The sequence below is a fragment of the Micromonospora sp. KC606 genome (assembly GCF_004348675.1).
In the GTDB taxonomy this organism is placed as follows: Bacteria; Actinomycetota; Actinomycetes; order Mycobacteriales; family Micromonosporaceae; genus Micromonospora.
In genome coordinates this window covers 1-11243 of record NZ_SMKN01000184.1, presented here as the reverse complement: position 1 = coordinate 11243, position 11243 = coordinate 1, and the positions used below count along the sequence as shown (strand labels likewise).

At 72.4% G+C, this 11243-nt stretch carries 9 protein-coding genes, 1 rRNA gene and 1 pseudogene; 7 read left to right on the top strand and 4 right to left on the bottom strand.

Annotated elements, in window-relative coordinates; translation table 11 throughout:
• Positions 1–6 precede the first annotated feature (6 nt).
• Positions 7–123, top strand: a 5S ribosomal RNA gene (rrf, locus tag E1193_RS24990).
• Positions 124–275: 152 nt separating this feature from the next.
• Here the strand turns inward: rrf and E1193_RS24985 are convergent.
• Positions 276–962, bottom strand: a complete 687-nt coding sequence (locus E1193_RS24985; RefSeq protein WP_132185628.1) for a hypothetical protein — start codon at positions 960–962, stop codon at positions 276–278.
• Between the two features lie 69 nt (positions 963–1031).
• Between E1193_RS24985 and E1193_RS24980 the strand changes: the two genes are divergently transcribed.
• From E1193_RS24980 to E1193_RS24970, 3 genes are read left to right on the top strand one after another with little or no spacing between them, the layout of a single operon-like run.
• Positions 1032–3650 carry a valine--tRNA ligase gene (locus E1193_RS24980; protein WP_132185627.1) on the top strand — a complete coding sequence of 873 codons (2619 nt, stop codon included), beginning with the start codon at positions 1032–1034 and terminating at the stop codon, positions 3648–3650.
• Positions 3647–4981, top strand: a complete 1335-nt coding sequence (locus E1193_RS24975; RefSeq protein ID WP_132185626.1) for a folylpolyglutamate synthase/dihydrofolate synthase family protein — start codon at positions 3647–3649, stop codon at positions 4979–4981. The genes E1193_RS24980 and E1193_RS24975 overlap by 4 nt, the downstream gene beginning before the upstream one ends.
• A complete protein-coding gene (locus E1193_RS24970) occupies positions 4978–5352 on the top strand; it encodes a DUF4233 domain-containing protein (RefSeq protein WP_132185625.1) in 375 nt (124 codons plus the stop codon). Before E1193_RS24975 ends, E1193_RS24970 begins: the two co-directional genes overlap by 4 nt.
• Positions 5353–5388: 36 nt before the next feature.
• Here E1193_RS24970 and E1193_RS24965 read toward each other — a convergent pair whose 3' ends face one another.
• Positions 5389–6666, bottom strand: a complete 1278-nt coding sequence (locus E1193_RS24965) for a VOC family protein (protein ID WP_132185624.1) — start codon at positions 6664–6666, stop codon at positions 5389–5391.
• A gap of 142 nt (positions 6667–6808) precedes the next feature.
• On the opposite strand from E1193_RS24965, the gene ndk reads away from it, so the two are divergent.
• On the top strand, positions 6809–7231 hold the full coding sequence (gene ndk / locus E1193_RS24960; protein ID WP_132185623.1) for a nucleoside-diphosphate kinase: 423 nt from the start codon (positions 6809–6811) through the stop codon (positions 7229–7231).
• 53 nt (positions 7232–7284) lie between these two features.
• Here ndk and E1193_RS24955 read toward each other — a convergent pair whose 3' ends face one another.
• A complete protein-coding gene (locus tag E1193_RS24955) occupies positions 7285–7716 on the bottom strand; it encodes a carboxymuconolactone decarboxylase family protein (protein WP_207922852.1) in 432 nt (143 codons plus the stop codon).
• 224 nt (positions 7717–7940) lie between these two features.
• Between E1193_RS24955 and E1193_RS24950 the strand changes: the two genes are divergently transcribed.
• Together E1193_RS24950 and E1193_RS24945 are read left to right on the top strand one after the other, a co-directional pair.
• Complete coding sequence (locus E1193_RS24950; RefSeq protein ID WP_132185621.1) at positions 7941–9479, top strand: alkaline phosphatase D family protein; 1539 nt, start codon at positions 7941–7943, stop codon at positions 9477–9479.
• 338 nt (positions 9480–9817) lie between these two features.
• Positions 9818–10498, top strand: coding sequence for a lysophospholipid acyltransferase family protein (locus E1193_RS24945; protein ID WP_132185620.1), 681 nt, complete (start codon positions 9818–9820; stop codon positions 10496–10498).
• Positions 10499–10617: 119 nt separating this feature from the next.
• On the opposite strand, the pseudogene E1193_RS24940 reads toward E1193_RS24945, so the two are convergent.
• Positions 10618–11243, bottom strand: a pseudogene (locus tag E1193_RS24940) (hypothetical protein); the annotation flags it as partial.

Below are 11243 nucleotides of genomic sequence, written 5' to 3'. Positions count from 1 at the left end.
TAGAGTTACGGCGGTCATGGCGGAGGGGAAACGCCCGGTCACATTCCGAACCCGGAAGCTAAGCCCTCCAGCGCCGATGGTACTGCACTCGGGAGGGTGTGGGAGAGTAGGACACCGCCGGACAATCATTCATTCAGGGCCACCCCCGATCCGGGGAGTGGCCCTGAATGCATTCCCACACAAGCCACCGGGGATACGGACGGTCGGGATCCGGCGTCGGTTACCCGGGAGCGGGCAGGCGAGCCGATGGCGGCCCCCGCACCCCTGGCCGGCGGTCAGCCCCGGGTCTGGATGGCCTCGCGGACCTGCCGGAACAGGCCGGCCGCGTCGTCGACGGTGCGGTTCGGGAACATCCCCACGACGACGCTGCCGTGGTCGGCCCAGCCGCACACCGTGAAGCCCTCGGCGCCGCGGGTGGTGCCGCACTTCATCACGCCGCCGAACCGGCCGGCCGGCACCTCGCGCAGCCCGGCCACCTTGCCGGTCTCGTCGGCCATCAACCCGAAGAGGGTGTCCAGATCCCGTTCCGGCCGCCAGAGCAGGGTGGTGCCGCCGAACAGCAGCACCGGCGAATCGGCCGCCCCGGCCGCCGGATCGCGGTAGACGGTGCCGAAGCTGTAGTCCAGGTCGATGTCGGCGGAGAAGCCGCTGCGCAGGTAGTCGGCGGTGCTGCGGGCTGGCTCCGAGTCGTCCCGGGCCAGGCCGGCCACGCTCTGCGGGGTGCTCAGCCGGGTGTCCTTCTGCTCCGCGATCCGCCACCCCACGGCACCGAGTGCGCCGGCGCCGGCGAGACCGACGGCGAGCGCGACGCCCAGGGCGACCCGCCCGCGTCGGGACGGGCGGGCACCCGTGGCGGCATCGGCCGCCGGGTGGTGGTTGCTCAGCCGGATCGGCTCCTCGGACAGGTGAACCGGTTCGGGCCCGTCGATGAGCTCACGCTCGCTGAGATGTGCGTCGGACATGTCCGCCACCGTACGCGAATGACAGGTGGCGCACGTCAGGTCCGCCGAAGCGCTCCGTAGACTTTCAGGGTGACCGAGAGACTGGATGCCCGACGCCCCGACGCCCCGACCCTGGCCGGCCAGTACCAGCCCGGCGAGGTAGAGCAGCGACGGTACGAGCAGTGGGTAACCGCCGGCCACTTCCGGGCGTCGGCGGGAAGTGACAAACCCCCCTTCACGATCGTCATCCCACCGCCCAACGTCACCGGCTCGCTGCACATGGGCCACGCGCTCGATCACACCGTCCAGGACGCGCTGGTGCGCCGCAAGCGGATGCAGGGGTACGAGGCGCTCTGGCTGCCCGGTATGGACCACGCCGGCATCGCCACGCAGAACGTGGTGGAGCGGCAGCTCGCCGGCCAGGGGCTGTCCCGGCACGACCTGGGCCGGGAGAAGTTCGTCGAGCGGGTCTGGCAGTGGAAGGCCGAGTCCGGCGGCGCGATCCTCGGCCAGATGCGCCGCCTCGGCGACTCCGTCGACTGGGACCGCGAGCGCTTCACCATGGACGAGGGCCTGTCCCGGGCCGTGCAGACCATGTTCAGGAAGCTGTACGACGACGGTCTCATCTACCGGGCCAACCGGATCATCAACTGGTGCCCGCGCTGCCTCACCGCGCTGTCCGACATCGAGGTGGAGCACACCGACGACGAGGGTGAGCTGATCTCGATCCGGTACAGCGACGACGTCGTGGTCGCCACCACCCGCGCCGAGACGATGCTCGGCGACACCGCGGTGGCCGTGCACCCGGACGACGAGCGGTACCGGCACCTGATCGGCACCGAGGTCGAGGTGCCGCTGACCGGGCGGCGCATCCCCATCGTGGGCGACGAGCACGTCGACCCGGCCTTCGGTACCGGCATGGTCAAGGTGACCCCGGCGCACGACCCCAACGACTTCGAGATCGGTCAGCGGCACGACCTGCCCGCCCTGGCGATCATGGACGAGCGTGGCGTGATCACCGCGCACGGGCCGTTCCAGGGGCTGGACCGGTACGAGGCCCGCCCCGCGATCGTCGCGGCACTGCGCGAGCAGGGCCGGATCGTCGCCGAGAAGCGGCCGTACGTGCACGCGGTCGGGCACTGCTCGCGGTGCAGGACCACCGTCGAGCCGCGGCTGTCGTTGCAGTGGTTCGTCAACACCGCCCCGCTGGCCAAGGCGGCCGGCGACGCGGTTCGCGACGGCCGGGTGAAGATCGAGCCGGCCGAGCTGGCCAAGCGCTACTTCGCCTGGGTCGACAACATGCACGACTGGTGCATCTCCCGGCAGCTCTGGTGGGGTCACCGCATCCCGGTCTGGTACGGCCCGGACGGCGAGATCGTCTGCGTGGGCCCCGACGAGACGCCGCCCACCGGCGAGGGCTGGCGCCAGGACGAGGACGTCCTGGACACCTGGTTCTCCAGCGGGCTGTGGCCGTTCTCCACCCTCGGCTGGCCCGAGCGGACCGCGGACCTGGCGAAGTTCTACCCGACCAACGTGCTGGTCACCGGCTACGACATCCTGTTCTTCTGGGTCGCCCGGATGATGATGTTCGGCCTGTACGCCATGGACGGGGTGCAGCCGTTCGACACGGTGGCCCTGCACGGCATGGTCCGCGACCAGCACGGCAAGAAGATGTCCAAGTCCTTCGGCAATGTCGTCGACCCGCTGGACTGGATCGACCGGTACGGTGCGGACGCCACCCGGTTCACCCTGGCCCGGGGCGCGAATCCGGGCGGCGACGTGCCGGTCAGCGAGGAGTGGTGCCAGGGCTCCCGGAACTTCTGCAACAAGCTGTGGAACGCCACCCGGTTCGCGCTGCTGAACGGCGCGCACACCGCGGGGCCGCTGCCGGCCACCGACCGTTTGTCGACGGTCGACCGGTGGGTCCTGTCCCGGCTGGCGCACGTCACCGCCGAGGTGGACGAGCAGTTCGAGGCGTACGAGTTCGCGAAGGTGTGTGACCTGCTCTACCACTTCGCCTGGGACGATGTCTGCGACTGGTACGTGGAGCTGAGCAAGCCGGTGCTCGCCGAGGGCGGCCCGGCGGCCGACGCCACCCGCCGGGTTCTCGGGCACGTGCTGGACCAGCTGCTTCGGCTGCTGCACCCGGTCATCCCGTTCGTCACCGAGGAGCTGTGGATCGCGCTCACCGGCGGGGACACGGTCATGACGGCGGCCTGGCCGGTCGCCGACCGTACCGAAATCGACGACGCGGCGGAGGCTGAGGTCGGCGCCGTCCAGCGGGTGGTGACCGAGATCCGGAGGTTCCGCTCCGACCAGGGCCTGCGGCCGACGCAGCGGGTGGCCGCCCGGCTCGGCGGGCTGGCGGTGGCGGGCATCGCGGGGCACGAGCGGCTGATCCGCTCCCTGGTCCGGCTCGACGCCCCCGGCGACGGCTTCCAGGCCAGCGCCACCCTCGCCATGCCCGGCGAGGTCAGCGTCGAACTGGACACCCGGGGCTCGATCGACGTGGCCGCCGAACGCGCCCGGCTGACCAAGGACCGCGCCGCCGCCGAGAAGGAGGTCGCGCAGGCCGGCGCGAAGCTGGGCAACCCTGCCTTCGTCGGCAAGGCCCCCGAGCACGTGGTGGCGAAGATCCGTGAGCGGCTGGCCACGGCCGAGGCCGACCTCGCCCGGATCGATGCCGCACTGGAGGCGCTTTCCTCGTGACCGACCGCACCGAATTCGCCGCCGTCGACGCCGAGCTGGCCGGGCGGGGTTTCACCCGCATGGTGTTCGAGCTGGACCGCATCGAGTCCCTGCTCGACCTGCTCGGCAGCCCGCAGCGGGCGTACCCGTCGATCCATTTGACCGGGACCAACGGCAAGACGTCCACGGCCCGCATGATCGACTCGCTGCTGCGGGCCTTCGGCCTGCACACCGGGCGGTACACCAGCCCGCACCTGGAAACGGTGCGGGAGCGGATCAGCCTGGACGGCGAGCCGGTCAGCGAGGAACGCTTCGTCGCGACGTACCGCGAGGTGGCGCCGCTGGCCGAGCTGGTCGACCATCGGTCGTCCGAGCCGTTGACCTACTTCGACATGACCACCGCGCTGGCGTTCGCCACGTTCGCCGACGCGCCCGTCGACGTGGCGGTGGTCGAGGTGGGGCTCGGCGGCGCGGAGGACGCCACCAACGTGCTCCAGGCCGGGGTGGCGGTGCTGACGCCGATCGGGTTGGACCACACCGAGTGGCTCGGCGACACGTTGGAGGACATCGCCCTGCACAAGGCGGGAATCATCCACCCGGGCGCCACGGTGATCTGCGCGGCGCAGGACGACGAGGCGGCCCGGCCCATCCTGGAACGCTGCGTCGAGGTGGGCGCGACCGTCGCCCGGGAGGGCTCCGAGTTCGGTGTGCTGCGCCGGGCCGTCGCCGTCGGTGGGCAGGTGCTGAGCATCCAGGGCCTCGGCGGGGTGTACGAGGAGGTGTTCGTGCCGATGCACGGCGCGCACCAGGCGCAGAACGCGGCGGTGGCGCTCGCCGCGGTGGAGGCGTTCCTGGGTGCGGGAACCAGGCGGCAGCTCGACGTGGACACCGTCCGGGAGGGCTTCGCCGTGGTCAGTTCGCCGGGCCGGCTGGAGAAGGTGCGCAGCGCACCGACGATCCTGCTCGACGGCGCGCACAACCCGCACGGGATGACCGCCACGGTGACCGCGTTGCAGGAGGAGTTCGCGTTCAGCAAGCTGGTCGGGGTGCTGGCGGTGCTTGCCGACAAGGACGCGGCCGGCCTGCTGGAGCTGCTGGAACCGGTGCTCGACTCGATCGTGGTGACCCGCAACAGCTCGCCCCGGGCGATGCCGGTCGACGAGCTGGCCGCGATGGCCAGGGAGGTCTTCGGGCCGGAGCGGGTGCAGGTCACCGACACGATGCCGGACGCCATCGAGGCCGCCGTCGCCGAGGCCGAGGTGGACGTCCCGGGTGAGCTGGCCGGGGTGGGTGTGCTGATCACCGGGTCGGTGGCGACCGTGGCCGACGCCCGCCGGCTGCTGAAGCGATGACCGAACCGGCGGGGGAACGGCCGGAGGGCGGGCGGCGGTCCGGGCTGCGTAACCCGGAGAAGGCGGTGCGGGGCCTGGGCGCCGGGCTGCTCGTCCTGGAGGCGCTGGTGCTGCTGCTGGCGATCCAGCCGATCCGGCTGGTCGGCGGGGACCTGGGCGGGCCGGCGATCGCGGCGATCGTCGCGCTGGCGGTCGCCTGCGTGGTGCTGGCCGGCATGATGCGCCGGTCGTGGGCGTGGCACGCCGGCACCGTGCTACAGGGGCTGCTGCTGCTCTGCGGCCTGCTGCACTGGTCGCTGTTCGGGCTCGGCGTGATGTTCGGCCTGGTGTGGGCGTACGGGTTGCACGTGCGCCGGGTCATCCTCGGCTGAGTGGACGGGCCGTCGGCGGCCCGGCGGCCCGGCGCGTCACGCCTCGGCGCGTTCCCGCCACTGGGTCAGGGCGATGCCGTGGCCGTCCGGGTCGCGGAAGGCCGCCGCCCAGACCTCCAGCCGGCTGCCCCGGTTGACCACCCGAGGCGCGTAGGTGAACCTGACCCCGGAGTCCTTGAGCCGCTGGTAGGCGCCGTCGATGTCGTCGACCTCCAGGTTGACGTGCACCAGCCGGCGGCTGATCGGGGCCGCCTCGGTGATCTCGCGCAGCACCAGCCGGGTGCTGCCGGAGGCGAGCACCGCGTTGCCGGAGCCCTGGTCGACCTCGGTGAAGCCGAGCGACCGGTAGAAGTCGAGCGAGCGGGACAGGTCGGTGACCAGCAGGGTCAGGCCGACCCCGCTGATCGGGCCGGTGCCGGCCACCGGCTCCGCCTCCGGGTCGTACCCGAAGATCGCCTCGTCCAGTTCGTCCAGTTCGTCCGGGTCGACCCGGTCCGTCGGCGGGTCGCCGAGGGGTACGTCGACCGGGTCGGTCAGCGGCGCGTCGAAGTGTTCCTCGGCCGGCGTCCGCGGGGCGGGGGTGGCTCGGCGGGGCAGCCCGATCTGCGGCTGGTCGACGACGGTGCCCTCCAGCACCACCGGGCCGCCGGGCCGCTGGTGGACCACCACCGCCTCGCGTAGCTCGGGCGCCACCGGCTCGCCGAGCGAGTCGGCCGGCGGCAGGTCGTCGCGCAGGTCGTCGCGCAGGTCGTCGCGCAGGTCGTCGTGGAAGTCGTCGTCGGTCGGGCGGCCGGCCCACGGCGGGGCCTCCTGCGCGATCAGCATCTCGTCGACCGGTTCGGTCTCGGCGTACTCCGGGGGCAGGTCGGCCGCGCCGGCGCTCTCGGAGTGGGTGGGCACCTCGTCCCAGAGCACCCGGACGTGCCGCTGGTCGTCGAGCGCCACCCGGATCGGCAGGGACTGCCCGAGCGACGGCCACTTCGCCACCGGCACCCGTGGCTCAATGATCTTCTTGGAGCGGGGCGGCATGCCGGGGGCGTCGATAACCAGCTGGAGCTCGCAGCGGCCGAAGGCGTACTGAGTGGGGGGTTCGGAGGCGCTGTGCACGTGCCCGACGCCGATCACCCAGGTGCGCCCGCCCGCGCGGACGGTGGCCAGGGCGACGGCCAGCACCAGCAGGGCCACACCGAGCGCCACGATCGCCCAGCTCGTCATGCCCAGGCCGAACAGCACGACGAACATGGCCACGGTGCCCAGCACCGCGGCGATCAGCTTGCGTACCGGCGCGATGGGGCGGTTTCCGCCATTCGCCACAGTGGACCTCCCGGGGGTCATGGCCAGGCTAGGCCGATCCGGCAACCGAGGGAAAGAGCAGCCGCCGGGCCGACACCGGGACCGGGTCGGTACGCTGACCGTACCCAGCCAGACCGTCTTCCGCGCACAGGAGGAACCCAGCGTGTCCAGCAGTCCGGACGAGCGCACGCTCGTACTGATCAAGCCCGACGCGGTCCGCCGGGGCCTGGTCGGTGAGATCACCTCTCGTTTCGAGCGCAAGGGCCTGCGGATCGACGCCATGCAGACGCGGACGCTGGACGGCGACTTCGCCGACCAGCACTACGCCGAGCACGTGGACAAGCCGTTCTACCCGCCGCTGAAGGCGTTCATGACCGGTGGGCCGCTGGTGGCGCTGGTGCTCTCCGGCGACCAGGTTATCGAGGTGGTCCGGGGCATGATCGGCGCGACCGACGGCCGTCGGGCCGCCGCCGGCACCATCCGCGGCGACCTGTCCCTGTCCAACCGGGAGAACCTCGTGCACGCCTCGGACTCCGTCGACAGCGCCAAGCGCGAGTTAGCGCTCTGGTTTCCCACGCTGGGCTGAACCGTCCAGACGCCCGGGCCGGTGATCCGGCCCGGGCGTCGTCGTGCCCGGGTTCAGACCTCGGCCGGAGGCTCGGCGTGGGTGGTCACCGCGATCCGGTTCCACACGTTGATGGTGGCGATCGCCATCACCAGATCGGCCAGCTCCTTCTCCGACCACACCTTCGCCGCGGCGTCCCACACCTCGTCGGGCACGCCGTGCTCGCCGAGGCGGGTGACCGCGTCGGTCAACGCCAGCGCGGCGCGCTCCCGCTCGTCGAAGAAGGGCGCCTCCCGCCACGCCGACACCGCGAACAGCCGCCGGCTGGACTCGCCGGCAGCGAGCGCGTCCCGGCTGTGCATGTCCACACAGAACGCGCAGCCGTTCAGCATCGAGGCGCGCAGCTTCACCAGCTCCAGCACGGTGTGCTCGACGTTCGCCCGGACGTAGCGCTCCAGCCCCAGCACCGCCTGGTACGCCTCCGGCGCAACCTCGACCATGTTCATCCGACTCACTGCCTACCTCCTGGATCGTGGCCTGCACCCCAACGACGACAGCGACGGGCCGGACGTGACCGTCGCTCATGGTGACGTGGGCCACGCTGCCAGCCGGGCGGTAGTCCGGAGACGGCGCCGACAACCACCGTTGAGGTCCCGGCCACCTCACGCGGCGACGGCGGTCATGTCGGCCCGGTAGACCGACCTGGTTGATCCGTTTCCAGGGAGGAACGATGACCGAACTCGACCGACGTACCCTGCTGCGCGCCGGCCTGGCTGCCGGGGCGGGAGTCGCCGGCGGCGCGCTGCTCGGCGGTGCCGGGGGCGTCGCCGCGCCCGCCTGGCGGCCGGTGCTCACCCACGGCGTGCAGAGCGGCGACGTCACCGCCGACTCGGCGCTGGTCTGGACCCGGGCCGACCGGCCGGGCCGGATGTTCGTGGAGCTGAGCCGCCGGCCCGACCTGCGCGGGGCGCGGGTGCTGCGCGGGCCGGTGCTCGACCCGACGGGTGACTTCACCGGGCGGCTGCGGCTGCGCGGCCTGCCCTCGGGGGAGCGGCTCTACTACCGGGTCCGGGTGGAGAGCCTGGACCGGCACGGGTTGTGCGGCGAGCCGCTGCGAGGCTCCTTCGCCACCGCCCCGGGACGGCACCAGCGGCGGGACGTGCGGTTCGTGTGGACCGGGGACATCGCCGGCCAGGGTTGGGGGATCGCGCCGGACTTCGGCGGGATGAGCATCTTCCGGGCGATGCGGGGGGTAGCACCGGACTTCTTCCTGTGCAGCGGCGACACCGTGTACGCCGACGGCCCGCTCAGCGAGACAGTGACCCTGCCCGACGGCCGGGTCTGGCGCAACCTGGTCACGCCGGAGAAGACCAAGGTCGCCGAGACGCTGGCCGAGTACCGGGGACAGTTCGCGTACAACCTGCTCGACGAGCACCTGCGCGCATTCGTCGCGGAGGTGCCGCAGGTCAACCAGTGGGACGACCACGAGGTCACCAACAACTGGTACCCGGGGGAGATTCTCACCGACGCCCGCTACACCGAACGGCGGGTCGACGTGCTCGCCGCGCGTGCCCGGCAGGCGTTCGGGGAGTGGCTGCCGGTCCCGACGGGCGGGCCGCTGTACCGGCGGCTGTCGTACGGGCCGCTGCTGGACGTCTTCGTGCTGGACATGCGGACGTACAAGGACCCGAACGACGGCAACACCTACGCCGACCCGGCGCGCGGCCTGCTCGGCCGGGAACAGCGGCAGTGGCTGGTCCGGGAGCTGACCCGGTCCCGGGCGACCTGGAAGGTGATCGCCGCTGACCTGCCGCTCGGCTTGGTGGTGCCGGACGGGCCGGGGGCACAGGAGGGCGTGGCGCAGGGCGACCCGGGCGCCCCGGCCGGGCGGGAGCTGGAGTTCGCCGAGGTGCTGCGGACCGCGCACCGGGCCGGGGTCACGGGCATCGTGTTCCTCACCGCCGACGTGCACTACACCGCCGCGCACCACTACGACCCGGCACGGGCGGCGGTCGGCGACTTCACCCCGTTCTGGGAGTTCGTCTCCGGACCCGCGCACGCCGGTGGTTTCGGCCCGAACCGGTTGGACGGCACATTCGGCCCGCAGGCCGTCTTCGTGCACGCCCCGCCGCGGGCCAACACCTCGCCCGCCGAGGGCTTCCAGCACTTCGGCGAGGTGAGCATCGACGCCGCGTCCGGCGCCTTCACCGTCCACCTGCGCGACCGCGACGGCGTGTCGCTGTGGAGCACCACCCTGCCCGCGCCCTGACCAGCACCGGGGCGGGAACTCCGCCCGTGCGCGTCCGTCCGGTGCCGCGGGCACGTTCGCCCCGCGGCACCGGACGGTCCGGGCAGCGGCTTCGTGGTCCGGGAGGTGCTGGCGGACAGCATCCACGTCGTGGAGGGCGTCAACGGCTTCGCTGGCGAGGTCGGCGACGGTGAGCGGGTGACGGTGGCCGTGCGGCGGGTGTCACGCTCCGACGGGTGGTCCGGTGCGCGACACGTGCCACCGAACCACCAGCCGGGCGGGCGGCTACCCGCTGGGGTGGACGGGCAGCGGTCCGCTACCGTGACACCGCCTGTTCGTACGCGACCGCCGGAGGACCAGTGCCCCTGCTCTACACCATCGGCAAGCTCACCGTGGCGCCCGCGCTCCGGTTGGCGTTCCGTCCGACCGTGGAGGGGCTGGAACACATTCCGGACACCGGCGGGGCGATCTTCGCCGGCAATCACCTCTCCGTGGCCGACGAGCTGTTCCTCGGCACCGTGGTCCCCCGTCACCTGGCCTTCTGGGCCAAGTCGGAGTACTTCAACGGCTCCGGGGCGAAGGGTGCGTTCTCCAAGTTCCTTCTCACCGGCCTGGGCGCGATCCCGGTCGAGCGGGGCGGTGGGCGGGCGGCGCTGTCCGCGTTCGACGCCGCCATTCCCGCGTTGCGGTCCGGCGATCTGGTGGCGGTCTATCCGGAAGGGACACGCTCGCCGGACGGGCGGCTCTACCGGGGGCGCACCGGGGCGGTTCGGCTCGCCGTGGCGGCCGGCGTGCCGATCATCCCGGTTGGCGTGACCGGCACCGACAAGGTTCAGCCGATCGGGGCCCGGGTGCCCCGGCCCGGCAAGGCGAAGATCACCATACGGTTCGGCAAGCCGCTGGACTTCACCGGCCGTCCGGACGACCGCACCTCGCTGCGGACGATGACCGACGAGCTGATGGCCGAGATCCAGAAGCTCACGGGCCAAAAGTACGTTCCCCGCTACGCCCCCAGGCGTGGCGAGTCCACCCCTGCCTGACCCGCCTTCGGCCACGCGCCGCCCCCGTACCCGTGCGCCGACCACGAGGGCTGTTTCCGCCCGTCGTGGTCGACCCCCGGGTGGGTGGCCGGGACGCCCGGATACGGCCTCGCTCAGCGCTACGCGGTGGTGACGATCTGAGCGCGCAGGGTTTCCAGCAGGCGGGCGCTGTCGTCGACCGAGAGCCGGGTGAAGACCGCCGTGGTGATGCTGCCGTGGTCGACCGAGGTGCAGACCACCACGCCACCGTCGTCCGTGCGACCCGTGGCGCACCGGGCGTGTCGGCCCCGGACCCCGGTCTCCACCGGCTGCGGGGGGTCCAGCCGGTACGTGTCGGTCAGCCGGGTCATCTCGTCGTCGGCGTCCGACTCCGGGCTCAACCGGAAGCCGGTGGTGCCGAAGACCGTGACCAGCTTGCCGTCGCCGGTGCCGTAGACACCGGCGAAGACGTCCTCGGCAATCAGGTTCGCCGCGCGTACGTCGGTCGCCAACTGGTCGGCGGTGGCCTTGCTGCGGTCGTCGGTGCGTAGCGTCAGGTCGGCCACCAGCGGGGGCAGCGCCGCGTCGGCCGGGTACTGATCCCACGCCGGCTTGCCGAACCAGGCCGGGCAGCCGCAGCAGCAGACCAGGCTGAGCAGCAGTACCCAGGGCCAGCGCCGGCGCCGGCGGGCCGGTCCACTGGGGGCCTGCCGGCCCGACGACGGCGCGACCGGCTCTGGCCGGTTGTCCCGGCGCTGCTTCGGCG